The sequence below is a fragment of the Gillisia hiemivivida genome (assembly GCF_007997295.1).
Classification (GTDB): domain Bacteria; phylum Bacteroidota; class Bacteroidia; order Flavobacteriales; family Flavobacteriaceae; genus Gillisia; species Gillisia hiemivivida.
Genome location: NZ_VORY01000007.1, coordinates 79,949 through 101,373 on the forward strand (window position 1 = coordinate 79,949; position 21,425 = coordinate 101,373).

The 21,425-nt window shown below is 34.3% G+C and carries 17 protein-coding genes; 8 read left to right on the forward strand and 9 right to left on the reverse strand.

The annotated features are described in order from the left end of the window. Positions 1-135: 135 nt before the first annotated feature. Positions 136-783: a peroxiredoxin gene (locus ES724_RS08330; RefSeq protein ID WP_146932016.1), complete on the reverse strand. Its 648-nt coding sequence runs from the start codon at positions 781-783 to the stop codon at positions 136-138. Between the two features lie 241 nt (positions 784-1,024). Next, positions 1,025-1,582 (reverse strand): thioredoxin family protein, encoded by a 558-nt coding sequence (locus ES724_RS08335; protein WP_146932018.1) that lies wholly within the window; start codon positions 1,580-1,582, stop codon positions 1,025-1,027. Between the two features lie 100 nt (positions 1,583-1,682). Here ES724_RS08335 and ES724_RS08340 point away from each other — a divergent pair, with 100 nt between their 5' ends. After that, the gene (locus ES724_RS08340; RefSeq protein ID WP_146932020.1) at positions 1,683-2,018 is read left to right on the forward strand and encodes a tRNA-binding protein; all 336 of its coding nucleotides are present in this window, start codon (positions 1,683-1,685) and stop codon (positions 2,016-2,018) included. Here the strand turns inward: ES724_RS08340 and ES724_RS08345 are convergent, their stop codons facing one another. The 4 genes from ES724_RS08345 to ES724_RS08360 form a co-directional block, all read right to left on the reverse strand. Then, positions 2,019-2,405, reverse strand: coding sequence for a hypothetical protein (locus tag ES724_RS08345; protein WP_146932022.1), 387 nt, complete (start codon positions 2,403-2,405; stop codon positions 2,019-2,021). It lies immediately after the preceding gene. 520 nt (positions 2,406-2,925) lie between these two features. Continuing rightward, positions 2,926-5,439 carry a M14 family metallopeptidase gene (locus ES724_RS08350; protein ID WP_146932024.1) on the reverse strand — a complete coding sequence of 838 codons (2,514 nt, stop codon included), beginning with the start codon at positions 5,437-5,439 and terminating at the stop codon, positions 2,926-2,928. Positions 5,440-5,673: 234 nt separating this feature from the next. Beyond that, on the reverse strand, positions 5,674-6,054 hold the full coding sequence (locus tag ES724_RS08355) for a PUR family DNA/RNA-binding protein (RefSeq protein ID WP_146932026.1): 381 nt from the start codon (positions 6,052-6,054) through the stop codon (positions 5,674-5,676). A gap of 71 nt (positions 6,055-6,125) precedes the next feature. Beyond that, positions 6,126-7,883 (reverse strand): ABC transporter ATP-binding protein, encoded by a 1,758-nt coding sequence (locus ES724_RS08360; RefSeq protein WP_146932028.1) that lies wholly within the window; start codon positions 7,881-7,883, stop codon positions 6,126-6,128. 134 nt (positions 7,884-8,017) lie between these two features. On the opposite strand from ES724_RS08360, the gene ES724_RS08365 reads away from it, so the two are divergent. From ES724_RS08365 to yajC, 4 genes are all read left to right on the forward strand, one after another. Next, the gene (locus ES724_RS08365; RefSeq protein ID WP_146932030.1) at positions 8,018-9,118 is read left to right on the forward strand and encodes a Glu/Leu/Phe/Val family dehydrogenase; all 1,101 of its coding nucleotides are present in this window, start codon (positions 8,018-8,020) and stop codon (positions 9,116-9,118) included. Positions 9,119-9,200: 82 nt separating this feature from the next. Then, the gene (nusB, locus tag ES724_RS08370) at positions 9,201-10,145 is read left to right on the forward strand and encodes a transcription antitermination factor NusB (protein WP_146932032.1); all 945 of its coding nucleotides are present in this window, start codon (positions 9,201-9,203) and stop codon (positions 10,143-10,145) included. Between the two features lie 46 nt (positions 10,146-10,191). After that, positions 10,192-10,656, forward strand: a complete 465-nt coding sequence (locus ES724_RS08375) for a DUF1573 domain-containing protein (protein WP_146932034.1) — start codon at positions 10,192-10,194, stop codon at positions 10,654-10,656. 21 nt (positions 10,657-10,677) lie between these two features. Further along, a complete protein-coding gene (gene yajC, locus ES724_RS08380) occupies positions 10,678-10,986 on the forward strand; it encodes a preprotein translocase subunit YajC (protein ID WP_146932036.1) in 309 nt (102 codons plus the stop codon). A 190-nt stretch (positions 10,987-11,176) separates the two neighbouring features. On the opposite strand, the gene ES724_RS08385 is transcribed toward yajC, so the two are convergent. Beyond that, positions 11,177-12,253: a hypothetical protein gene (locus ES724_RS08385; RefSeq protein WP_146932038.1), complete on the reverse strand. Its 1,077-nt coding sequence runs from the start codon at positions 12,251-12,253 to the stop codon at positions 11,177-11,179. Between the two features lie 668 nt (positions 12,254-12,921). Beyond that, complete coding sequence (locus ES724_RS08390) at positions 12,922-13,638, reverse strand: energy transducer TonB (protein ID WP_146932040.1); 717 nt, start codon at positions 13,636-13,638, stop codon at positions 12,922-12,924. A gap of 686 nt (positions 13,639-14,324) precedes the next feature. Here ES724_RS08390 and katG point away from each other — a divergent pair. Continuing rightward, positions 14,325-16,580 carry a catalase/peroxidase HPI gene (gene katG, locus ES724_RS08395; RefSeq protein WP_146932041.1) on the forward strand — a complete coding sequence of 752 codons (2,256 nt, stop codon included), beginning with the start codon at positions 14,325-14,327 and terminating at the stop codon, positions 16,578-16,580. A 547-nt stretch (positions 16,581-17,127) separates the two neighbouring features. Here katG and ES724_RS08400 read toward each other — a convergent pair. Next, positions 17,128-18,231, reverse strand: coding sequence for a PAS domain-containing sensor histidine kinase (locus ES724_RS08400; protein WP_146932043.1), 1,104 nt, complete (start codon positions 18,229-18,231; stop codon positions 17,128-17,130). Between the two features lie 382 nt (positions 18,232-18,613). Here ES724_RS08400 and ES724_RS08405 point away from each other — a divergent pair, with 382 nt between their 5' ends. Beyond that, positions 18,614-20,026 (forward strand): glycogen synthase, encoded by a 1,413-nt coding sequence (locus ES724_RS08405; protein WP_146932045.1) that lies wholly within the window; start codon positions 18,614-18,616, stop codon positions 20,024-20,026. Continuing rightward, positions 20,023-21,288, forward strand: coding sequence for a glucose-1-phosphate adenylyltransferase (locus ES724_RS08410; RefSeq protein WP_146932047.1), 1,266 nt, complete (start codon positions 20,023-20,025; stop codon positions 21,286-21,288). The genes ES724_RS08405 and ES724_RS08410 overlap by 4 nt, the downstream gene beginning before the upstream one ends. Positions 21,289-21,425: the final 137 nt, after the last annotated feature.

A 21,425-nucleotide genomic window follows, 5' to 3' on the forward strand; every position in this document is an offset into this window, starting at 1 on the left:
ATAATAAATTGAGACCCTGAAATAAATTCAGGGTGACGAAAGAACTATATGACTAAAAGCGGATCTACAATTAATTTTACCAATAATTTATAATAAAAACCTCCCATGTTTACCTAAACACAGGAGGTTTCTTTTTTAACTATTCTTAAGTTCGGGCTGAGGTGTAAGTCTTAAATAAGACTTTACTTCTTTAAATCCCTTAGGGAACATAGTTTTAGCTTCTTCGTTAGAAACCGATGGACTAATAACTACATCATCGCCATGCTTCCAGTTTGCTGGAGTTGCAACTTTATTATAAGCTGTTAGTTGTAATGAATCTATTACTCTTAGTAATTCATCAAAATTCCTTCCTGTACTTGCAGGATAGGTTAATAAAAGCTTTATTTTCTTATCTGGCCCTATTATAAATACAGATCGTACGGTAAGAGTATCATCAGCATTAGGATGAATCATATCATATAAATCAGATACTTTTCGGTCTTCATCTGCTATGATCGGAAAATTAACGCTAGTATTTTGAGTTTCATTAATGTCTTTAATCCAGTCCATATGAGATTCAACGCCGTCCACACTAAGTGCGATCATTTTAACATTTCGCTTGTCAAACTCTGCCTTATATCTGGCAGCAGTACCAAGCTCCGTGGTACATACCGGGGTATAATCTGCAGGGTGTGAGAAAAGAATTCCCCAGCTATCTCCTAAATAATCATAAAGATTTAATTTTCCTTCTGAAGTTTCTGCATCAAAATTTGGTGCTTTATCTCCTAATTTTATTGTGCTCATAGAATTTCTATTTTTAATATATGAACTTTAAAGTTACGCAATAACATGGGGAGATGCTGTTAAGGTCTTATCAATTTAATCCCTCATCGAGGGTTAATTTCCGGTACAGAATCTATTGGGATGCTTGGAATTTTCAAAAGTATTTTCTCCCGATCCTCCGGAACATACCTCGTGTGCATGCCAGTATTATTCGTGCGAGCTTGCCCTGTGGTTCTTGATTAAATTAAAAGTAAGATAAAATCTATTCCTTCCATTTAATATTACAGCCAATACTTGGCTTTTGTGGTGCAGGGACTTGATTATTACTCAATACGGCATCCAAGGCTTCCCGCAGATCTCTTCCGTTAGCCGGAATTCCATTTCCTGGACGGGAATTATCCAATTGCCCTCTATAGATCAATTTTAATTCTGAATTGAATAAATAAAAATCTGGGGTGCAGGCAGCATCATAAGCTTTGGCAACTTCCTGAGTGTGGTCATATAGATAAGGAAAAGGATAATGATATTTTATAGCAGCCTTCAACATAAGGTCTGGATGATCTTCTGGATAAGCTTCTACATTATTACTCATAATGGCAATAAAACTAAATCCGGTTACTGTATAGTCATTTGCCACTCTCACAATTTCATCGTTCACGTGCTTTACAAAAGGGCAGTGATTACTTAAGAACATGATCACGGTTCCTTTTTCTCCTTTAAGTTCAGATAAACTATATCTTTTTGAAGTTACCGCGTCAGGAAGGTTGAAATCTGGTGCTTTGGTATCCAAAGGAAGCATGTTCGATGGTGTTAAGGACATGGTTTAAATTTTAGGGTGCTAACAAATTTAATATCTTTATTCTAATTGCGAATTTGTTAGGCTAGATTAGCACTTCAATTTAAGAATATACAGACGATATATGGAAATAAGCTGGAACGATTTTGAGAAAGTAGAAATTAGGGTAGGAACAATTTTAAGTGTTCAAGATTTCCCGAAAGCAAATAGACCTGCTTATATTTTGGAAATTGATTTTGGAAGTGAACTAGGCATCAAAAAATCATCTGCACAAATAACCAATCGGTACTCCAAAGAAGATTTATTAGAGAAACAAATTGTAGCGGTTGTTAATTTTCCGAAGAAACAGATCGCTAATCTTATGAGTGAATGTTTGGTCTTAGGAGCTGTTGGAGCTAAAAATGATATTGTTCTTTTAAGTCCAGATTTTCAAGTTGAAAATGGACTGAGAATCGGATAGTTACTTTACAAGCTCAAATTTTTCGGCACATCCTTCTATGCAGTTGTAATAAATTATCAATCTATTACTTTCAATTTTATAACTTAAGGGTAAGTCCTGATTGCAATCTGGGTATATTTTATTTTCTATAGAAGAATAAATTCCAGTATTAACAGAATTTCCTTCTGCGCAAAAGGAGTTGGAATAACGGACAGTATTACCATCAAAAAATTCGATTATAGCATCGCTTTCTACTTTTTGAAAAACACCCCTACCATCTCCGGGATCTGCTAAGGCTTCAATAAGATGCCACTTATTAACTAAATCTCTTTCATTTAGATCTTCTTTGGAACATGAGGTTGTTAAAAACAGCCCTGCGATAAAACTCAAAATTATAATTTGCTTCATAATAATTCACATTTTATTATTAATCAGTGTCATCTGAAAGTTTATATAAAACTTAGATAAGAGGTTTATAAGTAGCATTAACAAATGCTAATTCTCTTTATCTTAGAAAAACAAGTTCTTATTTATGCTAAAAAAACTTGGACCTATTGTCTTTTTTTTATTTGCCCTTCATTTATCTCACTGATTCTATTTAATGTATGGAGTTCGTAAAATTTCGTTTTCTTTTGCTATGCTTTCCTCTCTCTGCACTCTTAGGAAGCAATAAGAAACGACGCAAAGAAGAAGACTCCTTTTCAGCTCGGTCTTTGGCTTTTTGGCCAAAAACCGAGCTGAAATACCCGCGGAATAACGATTGAAAAAATCGTCGCTCCTGAATCTCAGAATTTTCAGCACATATTCTCCAATAATGGATTAAAAAAAGCCAAATCTTAGTTAAGTGATTATTATTATCAATTGATTATAGAAAGATAAACTAATAGGTATTTAAATAATCGCCTCTATAATTAAAAACATCTTTTTTTTACATCTCATCTCCAAAGAAAATAGCATTCATCAACAACTTATTCGTTCCGTACCAAAAACCTCTAAAATTAGTGTTGTCTGTAAAAAGGATCACATTTCCTTTACCCATTCCAACTTGTTTAAATGGAACTGTGTTGGCTAATAGATCTAAATTCGGTTTGCTTATATAACCACTCAAAAGAGGTTTTTCAGTATATTTTAGAGGGTTATTAAAACTCGTGGAATCAGCTTTAATAAAAATAGTGGTATCTCTAAATAAGGCGATCTTATTATCTGAATATCCAAAATTTACCGGATGGGATCTGTCTTGAGTAGCTTCAAAAATAGCGCCTCCAATTCCCTGGGCTCCTCTAAAATCGTTGCGTTCTTCAAAACTTATATCTTTGGCTTTCACTTTATTTTCCAAAAATTCCAATTTCATAAATTCGTTGGTGTTAAACCACTTTGCAGCATTTTTATAACCTATCAAAGTACCTCCATCTTTTACCCAATCCTTGATCTTTTCAGTATCTTTTTTTTCTAAAGCAGTACCCCAGGAGTTTGGTAAAATAATATCGGTATATTTGCTAAGGTCTGTTCTTCCAAAATTACGAGTATCCAATTTTGTGATTTTCATGTCATATCGCTGATCGAACAAATGCCAGATCTCTCCAGCATCGTAAGGAGTGATCCCATCACCAACTATAATCGCTACTTTTTGAGGCTCTAAGGATCTAAAGTAATTGCTTCCTAAATTGATTCCCTTTGTTAATCCAGTACTAACTCCGGTTATAGATACGTTGGATTTTTCTGAAACCTCTTTTAGGAAATTGAAGATCTCTGTTGTATTCATTTTCTGATTCTGAACTGGAATAAGAATAGTTCCATAATCATATTTCTTGCTATTCGCTTCAAAACTTTTCATCCCCACTTGTGCCCGAAGTCCTTTTTCTAAAATTAGATTTAATGCTTTTGGAGAATAGTAATCATGCCATTCCATTAGGTAAGCATATTCACTTTTGGTTATAGTATTAATTGAAGGTTTTTGCAGACTGTCTATTTTCTCCCCGGCATATTTAAGCGGAACGCTATTGTCAAACTTAAGATCGAATGCTAAAGGAAAGGACCATGCAGAAACATCGTAAAACAAACTATCTGTAAAAGAGGTTCTTTTCTCGAACATTGCTTCAACTACTCTATGCTGACGTTGATTTTTAGGAACTATGTAGCCAGAACCTTTCTTGAAATTCTTACCATTAAGCTCGAAATCTTCCTTAATCTCATAAATTTCAACTTGCTGACGTTTTAAAATTTCAGCTAAATGATAGGCCTTATTCTTATCTTTTTCACTCCCAAAAACATAGGCATCTTTGCCCATGGTATTTCTGGAATTCTTATAAAAGGATCGTTGATAATCTAAAATCTTAGTTATCATACTTCCTGCAGCTTCTAAAGTAGATAAAGCAGCAGTGAACTGATTTCTAATGGTAAATGGAAAAGTTAATAAACCGTTATCTGTTTCTTGTACATGACCTCTGGAACTGGCTTGTTCAAAAAGGATTCCGATACTTCCGTTGATATCTGGAAAAGTAGATCCTTTTCCGTAGTAAAAATCGTCATAATCTTCTTGTGTATAATACAGCGACCCAATCTTATCAAGGGCTTTTGCATGATAGGTTCCTATCTCCTTGGTAAGATCTTGATTCATTTGTGGTGTAAGCGGATGGGTTCTTGAAGGAATTCCAGGCTGAAAGAAAAAAGAGGAATTGGAGCCCATTTCATGATGATCTGTAAGTATGTTGGGTTGCCATTTATGAAAAGTGGCAATTCTAGCTCTAGATTCTGGTAATTGCACTGGTAACCAATCCCGGTTCATGTCAAACCAATAATGGTTTGTTCTTCCTCCAGGCCAAACTTCACTAAATTCTCTGTCCTGAGGATCTGGATTTAAATTCTTGCTTTTATTGGTGTTTGCCCAATATGCAAAACGTTGTAAACCGTCTGGATTTAAAGAGGGATCAAATAAGATCACCGTATTTTCTAGAAGCTTATCTATTTTTTTACCTTGTCCTGCAGCTAAATAATATGCAGCCAACAACGCAGCATTCGATCCACTAGGCTCGTTACCATGAATAGAAAATCCTTGATACACCACAATTGGCATCTCTTCGGTCTTTAAATTCTCACTATTAGCTTCGGTAAGACTTACATGATTCTTACGTATAGTTTCTAGGTTTTTCTGATTTGCTTCTGAAGTGATAAGCATTAATAATAACGGTCTCCCTTCAAAAGTAGTTCCTCTGTTTTCTATTGAAATTCTTGGGGATTCCGAAGCAAGAGTTCGCATATAGGCTACCAACAAATCGTGTGTTACATGCCATTCCCCTGGAATATATCCCAAAACTTCCTGCGGGGTAGTTATTTCTGGATTATAAGAGATGTCTTGAGGAAGATAGTAGGAGAGGTCTAGATTTTCTTGTGCAATTACATTAAAAGAAAAACCAAGAATAAGAACTAAATAAAGATATTTCATGAATTTAAATTGTTTGATGCCCTAATATAAAAAAACCGCCTCAATTTCTTGAGGCGATTTCAATTTAATCCCTCATTGAGGGTCAATGTGTCGAGATCTGCCCTAATAGTTCAGGTGGGCTTAGCTAGAATTTTCTTAAAATTTTTCTCCTACCGAGCCATCAAAACACAGCTTGTAAACCTGCCCGTGCCTTTCGGGCGGGCTGGCCTGAGGTTCTTGTTTTACATTTTAAGCTTAAATATCTTCAAAGCTAATATCTGTAAACTTGTCTGGAGAAGGTGTTGCATTTGTAGCTACTTCATCTTCCTGATATTCTTTTTTGAAATCTTTCTGATGCTTATCACTTATTACTTCTTGCCCTTTTTCTTCAACAATATAGCTCGTCATCTCATTTAAGATTTCAGCAAAACCATCAAAATCTTCCTTGTACAAGTAGATCTTGTGTTTTTTATAATGAAAAGATCCATCTGCATTGGTAAATTTTTTACTCTCGGTAATAGTAAGATAGTAATCATCTGCTTTGGTAGCTCTTACATCAAAAAAGTATGTACGTCTTCCGGCTCTTAATACTTTAGAGAATATTTCATCTTTCTCCATCATTCCATTTTCATTCATAAAATAAATCTTTGTGGTTTTATTTAACTAGGTCAAAAATCTAAAAAAAATTAACATTTCACAACAAATTTTCACATTTCTTTTTCACTTAGCTGCTTTGCGTAAAGTTCTTTGTAATATCCATCCAGTTGAATTAATTTTTGATGGTTCCCCTCCTGCACCACAGCACCGTCTTTAAGAATTATTATCCTGTCTGCATTTTTTACTGAAGAGATCCTATGACTCACAATAATTGTGGTCTTGCTTTCTGAGATTTTAAATAAATTCTGAAGTATTTCTTCTTCGGTCTCTGTATCTATTGCTGAAAGACTATCATCAAAAAGCAAGATCTGAGGATCATGTATAATAGCTCTAGCTATGGAAACACGCTGCTTTTGTCCTCCAGAAAGCGTTATTCCTCTTTCGCCAAGCACGGTGTCGTAACCTTTAGAAAAGCCTTTGATGTTCTTATGTACCGAAGCATTTTTTGCTGCTTCTATCACTTCTTCTTCAGTAGCGTTGGTATTTCCAAACATAATATTATTGCGAATAGAATCACTAAAAAGGAAAGCATCCTGCGGCACATACCCAATACTATCTCTTAAATTGTAGAGATTATGATCCTGAATGTTTTCACCATCAATAAGGATAGTTCCTTGATCCACATCATATAATCTACCAATAAGCTCTAGAATAGTAGATTTCCCTGAACCAGTTTTTCCTAAAATTGCCAAGGTTTCCCCTCTATTTACTTTAAAAGATATGTTTCTAAGCGCAGTGATATTTGTATCTTCATAAGTAAAAGTCACATTTTTAAACTCGATATTTCCTTCAATCTTAACGGACTTTTCCTGATGATTTTTTATTTGAGGCTCTTGCTTCAGGAATTCATTGATACGCTTTTGTGAAGCTTCTGCTTGCTGCACTATAGAAGTAACCCATCCTACTATGGCTACTGGCCAAGTAAGCATATTTACGTATAAAAGAAACTCTACAATGATCCCTATATTTTCAATTTCTCCACTTATTACCTGTTTACCTCCAATGTAGATTACCGTCGTATTACTTACACCAATAAGTAGAACCATTAGCGGGAAAAAGAAAGCTTGTACTTTAACTAAATTTAGATTCTTTTCTTTGCTTCCATTGGAAAGCACTTCAAAGTTTTGATTGGTTAGTGGCTCTAATCCATAGGATTTTATAACCGAGATCCCACTAAAGGTTTCTTGGGTAAAAGTGTTCAATTTAGATAGATATTGCTGGACTATCGTACTTCTATTATGAATAGCTACACTTAGTTTGTAAATAGCAAAAGAAAGAAAGGGAAGCGGGGCTAAGGTGTAAAGCGTTAATAAAGGCGCGGTATTAACCATATACCAAATCACGACCACAAATAGTGTAAGGGTAGTAATACTGTACATTATTGCAGGTCCAAGGTACATTCTTACTTTGGAGACATCCTCACTTATTCTATTCATTAAATCTCCTGTACGGTTCTTTTTATAAAAGTTTAAGGATAGCCGTTGGTATTGCTGATAGATCTCATTTTTTAGATCGTATTCCATTTTTCTGGAAGCAACAATAAAGGTCTGGCGCATTATAAAAGTTAAAGCAGCTGCTACCAAATTGGCTCCAATAATGAGAAGAATGTTATAAAATAATTGTTCTCTTAATACTTCGGGATCTGTGATCTCACCTTTAATATAGCTTTCTATAGCCGTTGTGGAATTTCCAATAAATTGAATGGGATATAAAGTAAATATTCTTGCAGCTATAGTTATTAATAGCCCAAGCAACATATGCCATTTATATTTGAGGAAATATTTGTTGAGGTGTCTTAATTCTTTCATGTAGTGATGTAGCCTGTGTTTCTTACAGTATTCGCATTTTAACAATCGAATTGACTGTGAAAATTAAAATATTGGTTAATTTTGCACATTGATTTTCAGAAATCTGAAAAATCTGAACTTAAATTTAAAATTTTATGCAAGTTGACGTTTTAGCTGCAGATGACCTTAAAAAAACTGCTCCCGTTTTTGGGCAATTGTCTTTTGATAATCATGAACAAGTGGTTTTTTGCAATGACAAAGATACAGGTTTAAAGGCAATAATTGGAATTCATAATACTGTTTTAGGACCTGCTTTAGGTGGAACCAGAATGTGGAATTACAATAGTGAATGGGACGCCTTGAATGACGCATTGAGACTGTCTAGAGGGATGACCTTTAAAAGTGCTATCACAGGATTAAATCTAGGTGGAGGCAAAGCAGTTATTATTGGAGATGCCAAAACCCAAAAAACACCCGAATTAATGAGAAAATTCGGTGAGTTTGTACATTCTTTAAGCGGTAAATATATCACTGCAGAAGATGTAGGAATGGATACTGAAGACATGGATATAGTTCGAGAAGTTACACCTTACGTAACCGGAATATCTGAGTCTAAAGGTGGTGCAGGAAATCCTTCTCCTATTACAGCTTATGGTGTTTTTATGGGCATGAAAGCTGCTGCAAAACATAAATTCGGGTCAGATGATCTTGATGGAAGAAAAATACTGGTTCAGGGAATTGGTCATGTTGGAGAAGCTTTAGTAGAACACTTAACCAATGAAGGAGCAATTGTATTTATTAGCGATATTAATCCTACCAGATTGGAAGAGGTTAGTTCTAAATACGGAGTGACTATTTATACGGAAGATCCTTATGATGCCGAGGTAGATATTTACGCTCCATGTGCTTTGGGTGCAACTATTAATAATGAGACCATTCATAGAATCAAGGCTAAAGTAATAGCCGGTGCTGCAAACAATCAATTGCAAGATGAAAATGCTCACGGATTATTATTACAGGAAAGAGGCATTGTATATGCTCCAGATTTCTTGATAAATGCAGGAGGGATCATAAATGTTTATGCAGAATTGGAAGGTTACGGAAAACAAGAGATCATCCGTAAGACAGAAAACATTTATAATACAACCTTAGAAATACTTAAAACTGCCCAAGCTCAATCAATAACTACCCACCATGCTGCTCTAAAAATCGCGCAACAGCGAATTGATGACAGAAAAAGGGAAAATTTGAACTAAGTAGTTTGAAATAAATACTATTTTTGCAAGGCGAAAGAGAATTCTTTTCGCCTTGCTAATTTTATAACGTTCTTTTACAGCCATGTTAACCAGAAGACACATTCGAGTTAAGGTAATGCAATCACTATATGCATTCCATCAAAGTGAAAATAAAAACTTCAGTACAGAGGAGAAGTTCCTTCAAAAAAGTATGTTGGAGATGTACGATCTGTTTTTAGTGATGCTCAAATTAATCACTGAAATTAAAACCTATTCAGAAAATTATCTGGAAAAATCCTCAAAGAAGTTTCTTCCTACCCAAGAAGAAATGGATCCTAATAAAAAATTTGTAGACAACAGAGTTGTTAAAATTCTGGAAAGCAATCAGTATTTACAAGATGCCTGGGAGGAACGCGGTATCACCCATTGGAAAAGAGACAGCGAGTATGTCGCTATTCTTTGGGAAGAAATTCGTAACAGTAAGGCTTTCGAAGATTATATGACTACTCGTGAATCTACTTTCAAAGAAGATAAAGATTTTATAATCCTTTTGCTGAGAGAATTTATTGCTCCTAACGATAAACTTTATGATTATATAGAGGATACTAAATTAACATGGGTAGATGATCTTCCTTTAGTAAATACTGCTATCCTGAAGTATTTGAATAAATTAAAGGAGAATACTCCAGACGATGCAAAAATCCCAAAATTGTTTAAGAGTCCAGACGATGAAGAATTTGCTGCGAATTTGTTTAGGAAAGCATTAGCAAATGATGATGATCTGGCAAAGGAAATGGTGGATAAAACCCCTAACTGGGATAAGGAACGAATTGCAGAAATAGATACGATCCTTATTAAAATGGGAATTTGTGAAATGCTTCATTTTTCTTCTATTCCAGTAAAAGTTAGTATTAATGAATACTTGGAAGTTGCTAAGGAGTATAGCACCCCAAAGAGTAGTATTTTTATTAATGGAATTTTAGATAAATTATCTAAAGAATACCACGAGCAAAACCGTTTAAATAAAATGGGAAGAGGTCTTATGTAGTCAGGAAAATTTATTATTTTTGATTTCTAATTTAAATTGTCATATTATGAAAAAAGGAATTTTAATGATAGCAGCTTTTGTTGCGTTATTCTTTACTTCCTGTAAAGATGATGCTTCAAGTAAAGTAAAAGCAGAAAATGTTGAAACGGCGGCAGAGCGTGATGCTCAAGTTGCTGCTTTCGCAGAACTTACTTTTGAAGAAGAAGAATTTGACTTTGGGAACATTGCAAAAGGGGCTCCTCAAGAACACCTTTTTAAGTTCACCAATACTGGGGATGGACCATTGGTAATAACCAATGCGACAAGTACATGTGGATGTACCGTGCCAACTTATCCAAAAAATGAAACTATTGCTCCCGGAGAATCTGGAGAAATGTTAGTAAAATTTAACGGAGCTGGACAAGGTCAAGTAACTAAAACTGTTACCGTAACTGCAAATACAGAAAACGGATCAGAACAAATAAGAATCAAAGCTTTTGTTGAAGGTGGTGAAGAAGAAACTGCTGGATAAACAAAACTTTTAAAAAAATTTATGGAACAATTAACCCAATTTGCACCAATAATATTAATGTTTGTGGTCGTGTATTTTTTTATGATACGCCCGCAAATGAAACGCGCTAAACAAGAAAAATCTTTTGCAGCCGAGCTTAAAAAAGGTGATAGAATAATCACTAAGAGTGGGATGCATGGAAAAATACTTGATTTTAGCGATAAGAATAATTCAGTTATAATTGAAACCGGTGCAGGGAAAATAACTTTTGACCGCTCATCTATCTCTATGGAGTTGAGCAAAAAAATGAATGAACCAGTTGCAGAAAAAAAGGTTCTAGAAAAAAAATAAGTATTTAGAATCCTGATTAAATAAAAAAGCCTGTTGAAATTTCAACAGGCTTTTTTATTTAATATTTCTATCTAACTTAAATTTGTGAAGTGATATTTTTCTGTATATAATTATATGTTTTCAATATGAATACAAAATACGCTTCTAAAGATATTCATATGTAAGAAACAGGCCTGCTTTATCAAGAAGTCTAAGGGTTTTTGAGTTTTTCTATAATAGAACTAGGAAGTTGGGAGGAATAATTATCTAAGATAAGTTTATAAACTTCATTCCATTCCGGATTGTTTTTGCTTTGAAGTGTATTACGGTTTTCTTTTAGTTTATTAAGAATCGGATTTACAGAATAAAGAGGAAAAGCCTGCTGGTAATCCTCTAATTTATTGATAGATAACTCTACCTCTTTATTTATGATATGTTTTAATGCATCAATCAATAATTGAGATGCTTGATCTTTTTTATCTTCAGAACTGAATTTAATATTACCGAATTGAAGCTTGATGCTGCTATCATCAAAGTCACTTTCTACATTAAATATGGTATCTCCATTATTCTCTACGATTTGAATTTCCTCATTTCTGTACTTTTTAATAGCCATAACCTGAGGGTAAAGTTTGGTTTCTTCGTCATAGATTTTAGATTTTATAGTTGCCAAGGCTTGCATAGCATTTTGGATGGTAGTTTGATTAATTTCAGAAGGAAATGGTATTAATGTGGTTACTTCCTTAGATTTTATACCAATAACTTCAATAATCAATGTTCCACTTAATTTTCCGTCTTTGGCAGCTAATCCAATTGAGTATAAGTCTCCAATATTTATTCCTGCTTCAGCAGTAGTGATCAATGAAATAAGCCTTAACCCCACACCCACTCTTTTAGAGCCTATAAATTGATTATTGGATAGCTGTGCGAGGGTTGCATATTTCATATAATCCATTGTCACCTTATAACTGGAGTTTTTTTTGGATATGGTAATAGGTAAGTAATTAATAGACCCTTCTTTGGTTAGCATTCCTATTGACACAAGCACCGTTTCATTATTAAGAAAGCCGAGGGTTTCTTCCCTGGTTAAAAGCTTCATATCTTTTGAAACTATTAAATTTTCTTCACTAGCAATTCGAATTTGATCTTCAAATTCAACTGGATCTACCGGTTCATATCCTCTGAAATTTTTGTAGGTTTTACCTTCATCAAAAATATTATCATCGAAATTTGAAGTTTTACAGCTATATAGAAATAGGCAAACTAAAATTAAAGTAGTTATTTTCATATTTCAAATTTTTAGGAAAGGCTTATATGTAATCTATATAAGCCTCATTATAAATTCTTGATTATTTATAAATCAATTTTATATAACACTGTTAATCAGCAGTTAATAGAAATGTAAATCTAATATTTAATTCTATTGAAATTGGGTTTTAAGTACTAAAAAGGTCAGAAGGAATAATTGCGACTCTTTCTTGATATGTTAAACGAAATACATTGATCAACTATACCGATGTTTTAATAATTCATTATTAAGAGTAAAAAAGATCAAAATGGACCTCTTAATGATTATCTATTTAATTATCTAAGAAATATTTCCAATGGATTTGATATTGAAATTTGTAATAGTTAGCAGCGATTAGGTAATGAGGAAGCAGATATAGGCAGGTGGACGTTAAAGTGATCATCTTTATTAATGTACAATTCAAGGCATACTTCATTCTTTACAGAATATTGAGACTCAAAAGTCGAAATTTTTACAAATTGTATTTCGTGTAATATTTAGGAAGTAGGTATAACATTTTAGACAGTAGCAATTGGAATATCATTCTTAATTATATTTATTTTGAAGCATTTAATTTCTAATCTTTTTTAAACATACTAATAAGAGAAATATAAAACCCCGCTATGTAATAACAAGCGCGGTTTTATAAGTTAATAGTATTAGGCTATTTAATCTTGAACTTTAAATATAATAGGTATTGCATATTGAACTATTACAGGATTTCCTCTTTGCTTTCCTGGTTTCATTTTTGGTAATGCTTGGATTACTCTCTGTGCTTCCTGTTCTAATTTTGGGTGTGGAGCTCGAGTAAGTACATCTATAATATCGCCATTGGTATCAATTTTAAACATCACATTTATTTTGTTGATACCTTTTAAGCCAAGTTGGCTTCCAAGTTCTACATTGAATTCTTTATTGATGAACTTGGTGATCTTTTCACTCATACAATCTTTCCGTTCTGTGTTATTGCTTAAATTCTCGCAACCGGGAAATATTGGAACGTCTTCAATTAAAATAAATGGAACCGTTTCGATCTCATCGTCCTTTCTCACTTCTTTAATAGCATCTACATTGACTATTGGTTCAGTATCTATTTCTGAAGATTTAATGAGGTCTTCTTCCTTATCTTCATCATCGGGGATCAATTTAATTTCATCTGGAGCCACGGGCAACTTTGGGGGTGGCGGAGTAGGAAGTATCGTTATTGGTATTTCCAATTCATCTACTGGCCCATTTAAGGATTGATCTTGAACTATTTCTGCTTTTTCGTAAGAACGCCATTGTACAACGAAATAGGCCATTAAAAGGACTAGGATTAGACCAATTTGCAAGAATAATACAGTTCGCTTGTTAAGATCTGCTTTTGTAGTTTTTTTTACTTCCATAATTTTGAAGGTTTAAAAAATTAATAGAAAGGCTGAATTAGTTGCAGTGGATAATTATCAATTAACATGCCTAATGTTTATGTTATTGATATTAAATTATTCAAATAACGAAGATAATGACGTAATTAATGTAGAATAGTTGATCACTTTCATAAAAAAAATGAAAACATTTTAAGAGATCAATAAATTCTGTTTCAGAATGATGCTAAGCTTTTTGTTTTCAAAATCGATAACAGAAATGAATCTGAATCATTGTCGTCCGACAAAAGATATTAGATCGCTGCGCTGCAAGATTCAAGACGTCAGACTTTATTCCAACTAACTAAAAATCAATATTCTAATCTGTATGAATTTTTCAAAAAGAAAAAAATAATTCTGTGTTCCAATAGAAAGCTGCTAAACATTTTAATCCACGTAACTTCTAGCCCCACTGAAATCCTGAATTTTTTTACCTGACAGTACTAAATCTAAATATCCAAAATTAATGTGATTTTCGAATTATAGATTTTCAATTGAATATTATGCAGTTGATTCCTTTTTAGTATTTTATTTTGGGTATAATTAAAGATTTAATATTATAATTATAAGTTTAGTCTAAGCGGCATAGTTTTTATTGATTGAAAATTTAATGAAATAAATAAATATTATCATAAATTTACTGAGTCACTAATTAAAAATTCTTCAATATGTCAAACGATCATTCTAATAACCCCGATAATCATAAGGTTTGGGAAGTAAACGAATCCAGCAAATGCCCATTTATGGGTGGAGCTAAAAATTTTACTGCAGGTAGTGGTACAGCAAATCGTGACTGGTGGCCTAACCAATTAAATCTAAAAATATTACGTCAGCACTCAAAACAATCAGATCCTATGGGAGAAGATTTTAAGTATGCTGAAGAGTTTAATAAATTGGATTTAAATGCAGTCAAAGAAGATCTTTTTGATCTAATGACAGATTCACAGGAGTGGTGGCCTGCCGATTATGGACATTATGGGCCCTTTTTTATTCGTATGGCTTGGCATAGCGCAGGAACTTACCGTATTGGTGATGGTAGAGGAGGAGCTAGTTCTGGTTCCCAACGTTTTGCGCCCTTAAATAGCTGGCCAGATAATGCAAACCTAGATAAAGCACGGTTGCTTCTTTGGCCTATAAAGCAGAAATATGGGAATAAAATATCATGGTCAGATCTATTGGTCCTAACAGGAAACTGTGCACTAGAATCAATGGGATTCGAAACATTTGGTTTTGCAGGAGGACGAGAAGATATTTGGGAGCCGGAAGAAGACATTTACTGGGGTTCTGAGAGCGAGTGGCTTGCGAATAAAGAGCGTTATTCTGGTGATCATGAGCTAGAAAATCCACTTGCAGCAGCCCATATGGGACTTATCTATGTAAATCCTGAAGGACCTAACGGAAATCCCGATCCTATTGGCGCAGCACGTGATATTCGTGAAACTTTTGGGCGTATGGCAATGAACGACGAAGAGACTGTGGCGCTTATTGCTGGTGGACATACTTTCGGAAAAACGCATGGTGCCGCCGATCCTGAAGAATTCGTAGGTATGGAGCCTGCAGGTGCAGCTATTGAAGAACAGGGACTTGGTTGGAAGAATTCTTTTGGTACCGGAAATGCAGCTAGTACTGTAACAAGTGGTATTGAAGGTGCTTGGACTGCTAATCCAACTCAATGGAGCAATATGTTTTTTGATAATCTTTTTAAATATGATTGGGAACTTACAAAAAGCCCTGCCGGAGCATATCAGTGGAAACCAAAGAATAATGAAGGTGCCGGGACTATTCCAGATGCACATGATTCCTCTAAAAGTCATGCTCCCTTTATGCTGACTACAGATCTCGCATTACGTGAAGACACTGCATATCTTAAAATTTCAAAACGCTTTCATGAGAATCCTGAAGATTTTGCAGATGCATTTTCTCGTGCCTGGTATAAGTTAACACATCGTGATATGGGACCAGTTTCCCGATATCTGGGTCCAGAAGTGCCTAGTGAAGAATTAATTTGGCAGGATCCAATTCCAGCAGTAGATCATGAACTAATAAACGAGGAGGATGTAACAGATTTAAAGAATAAAATTCTCGATTCAGGACTTTCTGTTTCTCAATTGGTATCAACCGCTTGGGCTTCAGCTTCAACATATAGAGATTCAGATAAACGTGGTGGAGCTAATGGCGGACGTTTGCGTTTGGCTCCGCAAAAATATTGGGAAGCAAATAATCCATCCCAACTTTCAAAAGTATTGGACACATTGGAAGAAGTTCGATCTAATTTCAATAATGATCAACCTGGAAACAAACAGGTTTCTATTGCAGATATGATCGTACTAGGCGGTAGTGCTGGTATTGAAAAGGCAGCTAAAAATGCCGGTTATGAGGTAAATGTAGCTTTTGCCCCGGGACGTACAGATGCTTCACAAGAGCAAACGGATGTTGAAGCTTTTGCACCTTTAGAGCCAAATGCAGATGGTTTTAGAAATTATTTCAGAAATCAGGATCACATCGCTGCATCAGCAGAACAAATGTTGATAGATCGTTCTCAATTGCTAAAACTTTCTGCTCCGGAACTTACGGTTCTTATAGGTGGGATGAGAGCTTTGAATACGAATTATGATAATTCTAAACATGGTGTGTTTACAGATAGACCTGAAACTCTTACCAACGACTTTTTTGTGAATCTATTGGATATTCGTACAAAGTGGAAAGCAATTTCAGAAGATGAAAATCTTTTTGAAGGTACAGATCGTATTTCAGGAGAAAAGAAAGGAACAGCTACAAGAGCCGATCTTATCTTTGGATCAAACTCAGAATTACGTGCCATAGCTGAAGTATATGGATATAAGGACTCACAGGAAAAGTTCGTGAAGGACTTTGTAAATGCATGGACCAAGGTTATGAATTTAGATCGTTTTGATTTAAAATAATATAAAACATAGCTCTAGTGGCTGAATGAAAAATCCCGTAAACCTAGTGTTTATGGGATTTTTGTTATTGGATACTATCCAAAAAGTGGAGTCGGGAGAAACCAGAGCTTTCCTGTTTTATATATATTATACATTGTCGTCCGACAAAAGATATAAGATCACTGCGCTGCTAGATTCAAGATGTAAGACTTTATTCCAACTAATTGAAAGTCACTATTTTAATATGTATAAATTTTTCAAAAAAGAAAAAATAATTCTGTGTTCCAATAGCAAGCTCTTAAACATTGAAAACAGTCCTAATCCAGGTTAATTCTAGCCTCACCGAAATGCTTAATTTTTTTACCGGACAATACTATATATTATAAATAAGATTTACTAAGACTCAACTTGAACATAAAATTTATGAAAGAGTCAAAAATCTCAGAAATTAAAGAAGATGCTTAAAAAAGTAATTTCAACCTAGGATTAAATTCAGAAAGAGGTCAGCAAATTTGCTTAGATGCGGGATAGTATCTTCAATATGCCTTCCATTTTTATACAGTGAAAATTAGTCCTTGAAAGTTAGTGTGAAGGTAGTTCCCGCATTTACTTCACTGGTTACAGCTATTTTACCGCCTAGGCTTTCCATATGGCTTTGCACCAGATAGAGCCCTATTCCCTTGCTGTCCCCATTATTATGAAAACTTTGATGAAGGCCAAATATAGATTCTCCAACCTTTTCCATATCGAACCCAATTCCGTTATCCGAAAATGATAACTGGATCCCATTATTCACTTTTTTTGATTTTATAGTAACTGCTGGAGCTATTTTTGGGTTGCAATACTTAATTGAATTAGAAATAAGATTAAGCAGGATACTCTGTAAGTAAAAAGAACTAAAATTTACTTCGGGAGCTTTAGAGAAATCTACGTTGAAAGTAGTATTCGATTTTTGGATCAAGGTATTTATCGAATTAAGAACCATGAAAAGGGTGTCCTCCAGACTTAAAACTTCAACCTCTATATTTATTTTTTTCTCTTGACTCACCGCATCGACGTACTTGTCTAAAGTATTTTTCATTTGAATTGTAGAAGAATTAAGCAATTCTATATACTCCAGCGTTTGTTTATCTTCGATTTTAGAAAAATCTAGCAAGCTAAAAAGGGATAGAAGATTGTTAACAGGTGCCCTTAGATCATGCGTTGTGGTATAGGTGAATTTTTTAAGATCGGCATTTAATTTTGCTAGATCTATTAGGAGTAAATTTCGCTCTTCCTCCAGTTTTTTAACATGAGTTATGTTTTTTGCAATGGCATATATCAATTTACTTTCTGGCTCAGAAATCGATGTCCAGGAAAGCCATATAATATCTCCACTTTTCGTGAGATACCTATTCTCAAAATTTAAAACAGGGTTTTTCTCTCTAAGATTATCTCTAAAGCGAGAGGTATTGAGTTTGTCTTCAGAATAAATAAAATTGTTGACGGGGCTATCAAGCAATTCCTCCATGCTGTATCCAAGAATATTTGAAAACGCGGGATTTACTTTCTTTAAATTTCCATTATGGTCTGCAATGCAAACGATATCTGGAGTTAGTTCGAAAAACTGCTCCAGGTTAAAAGAAATTTCGGTTGTGGAATCTGGGATTATTGAATTGCTATCGCTTTGCATATGTAAGGAAAATTGAAATTTAACTTAACCTCTACAAGGTAGTCTAATAATTGCTTGGAGCCATACATAGAAGCAGTTACTACTATCCTAAATAATTTTAGGTATATTATTTTAAATTAAAAATAATTATTTCACTTATTCTATATCGAATATAAAGATTTTCAGAATATTCTGAAAGCAACAAAATATAGTTGTTCTAAATTCCTTCATTACAAGTAGAGTACAGATAGCCGCCAAAGACTCATTTCAATTTCAAGGTATTTCGAATTATTATTATATGTTTAGAACATGTATTACTGAAAAAGAAATCCCTTTTCAACTCATAAAGAGATAATTATAGCTAAAATATTTTTTGTAAGTTTAGTAACTGAGAAAAAAATTAATGAAAATCATACATATTAGTGCCGAATGTTATCCTATTGCTAAAGTTGGCGGATTGGCAGATGTTGTAGGGGCTTTACCTAAATATCAAAATAGCGCAGGAACTTCAAGTCAAGTGGTGATGCCATTTTACATAAATAAATTCACCCAAGCCCACAAATTTAAAACTGTACACGAAGGGCATTTGAAAATCGGAAAAGACTCCCAAGTTTTTAGAATTTTAACTCCAGAAAATGAGGATTTCGGATTTGAGCTTTATTTGGTAGATATTCCCGATTTATTGTTTACTGAATATGTGTATTCGGAAAACGACACCGAAAGATTTTTAGCCTTTCAAATTGCTGTTTTAGACTGGATAATTCAGAATAAGCAATTGCCAGATATTATTCATTGCCATGATCATCATACAGGGCTAATCCCTTTTATGATGTCTCACATAAATAAATATAAAAAATTAAAAAACACACCCTCCGTATTTACCATTCACAATGCCCAATATCAAGGTTGGTTCTCTCATGATAAAATAGATCTAATTCCAACATTTCCCTTATCTCACATAGGGTTATTAGATTGGGATAACAGTATTAATCCGCTGGCTACAGCCATTAAATGCGCTTGGCAAGTTACCACTGTTTCTCCAAGTTATATGGAAGAATTGAAAGTTAAAGCGAATGGATTGGAAAGCTTAATTAGTTCTGAAAGTCAGAAATGTAGTGGGATATTGAATGGAATAGATACAAAGGTATGGGACCCGGAAACGGATGATATGATAGCGTCGAAATATGGTATTTCGAACTGCGATTCCGGAAAACAAGCTTCGAAGGATTGGTTATGTGAAAAATTTGGATTAGATCCAGAAAAACCATTATTCGTTTTTATTGGTAGGCTTGTAGAAGAAAAAGGAGCCGATCTTTTTTATGAAGTGTTTGAGCTGGCTTTAAAAGATCTGGATATTTCTATACTTTTATTAGGTTCTGGAAACAAAACCTATGAGGAGCAACTAAAGCAGCTTACTGGCAAATATCCAAAAAAGTATAATGCATTTATAGGCTATGATGAGGTACTCTCTCATAAAATGTATGCCGGTGGGGATTTTTTATTGATGCCATCTCGGGTGGAGCCTTGCGGACTTAATCAGATGTATTCCCTTAGGTATGGAACCATTCCCATTGTAAATAAAATAGGAGGTTTAAAAGATACAGTGCTGGATATTTCTGAAGGTGGGTTTGGTTTTTTACACACTGATAATACGGTAACGGGAATTTATAAATCGATAAAAAGAGCAACTCAGTTTTATAGCGATTCTTCAAAGTTAAAAGAAACCAGAAAGGTGATCATGAAAATAGATCATTCCTGGGATGCATCTGCAGAGAAATATATTAATTTATACAAATCTTTAATTCAGTATTCATGATCAACGACAAGGTATTAGCAATTATTATGGGCGGTGGCCAAGGTTCCAGATTGTATCCATTAACAGCAACAAGGTCTAAACCGGCAGTTCCAATAGCCGGAAAGTATAGATTGGTAGATATTCCTATTTCCAACTGTATCAACTCAGATATAAAAAGAATGTTCGTGCTTACCCAGTTTAATTCAGCATCATTAAACACGCATATAAAGAATACCTATCATTTCAGTTTTTTTAGTTCTGCCTTTGTAGATGTTTTAGCTGCTGAACAAACTCTTCAAAATAACACTTGGTTTCAAGGAACTGCAGATGCTGTGAGACAAAGCATGCATCATTTTTTAAATCATGATTTTGAATATGCACTTATACTATCTGGAGATCAATTGTATCAGATGGACTATAATACTATGCTGGAAGCGCACATAGCCAGTGACGCAAAAATATCTATCGCCACCTTGCCGGTTTCTGAAAAGGATGCCACTTCCTTTGGAATTCTTAAAACTGATGAAAGTAACTTAGTAACATCTTTTATAGAAAAGCCAAAAACCGAACTATTAAAAGATTGGACTTCACCGGTAAGTGAAGAGATGGAGGTGGAGGGAAGAAATCATCTGGCCTCGATGGGGATCTATATTTTCAATAAGGATCTTTTGGTAGAACTCATGAATGACCCAGAAACAGTAGATTTTGGAAAAGAAATTATTCCGCAGAATATTAAGAAACATAAAACACTTAGCTATCAATTTGAAGGTTATTGGACAGATATTGGGAATATAGATTCCTTTTTTGAAGCTAATCTTGGCTTAACAGATGATATTCCAAAATTTGATCTTTATAATAGTTCGAAACGAATATATACCCACGCACGCTTACTTCCTACTACCAAGATCTCAGGTACTATTCTGAACAAAGCGGTAATTGCTGATGGTTGTTTGATAACTGCTGCCAAAATAGAACGTTCCGTAATTGGAATTCGTTCTCGAATAGGAAGTGGAACTACTGTAAGTAATACCTATATGATGGGAAGCGACAGCTATCAAACTTTAGAGGATTTGGAACAAAGAGATACAAAGATCCCGATGGGCATTGGTGAAAACTGTAGTATAAATAATGCAATTTTAGATAAAAACTGCTGTATTGGAAATAATGTAAAAATTAATGGTAGTGCGCAGTTGGAAGAAAAGGAAACTGATACTTATTTTATAAAAGAAGGAATCGTAGTAGTGAAAAAGGGAGCAATTATTCCAGATGGCTATGAGATTTAAGATTATTACTCATTATAGAGATCTCGTCACCCTGAATTCATTTCAGGGTCTCAACTAATTGTAACGATTAACAGTCTTATGAGATTCTGAAATTCCCGAAGCGTCGGGACAGAAAGACGTCCCTTGTAAGTCTATGA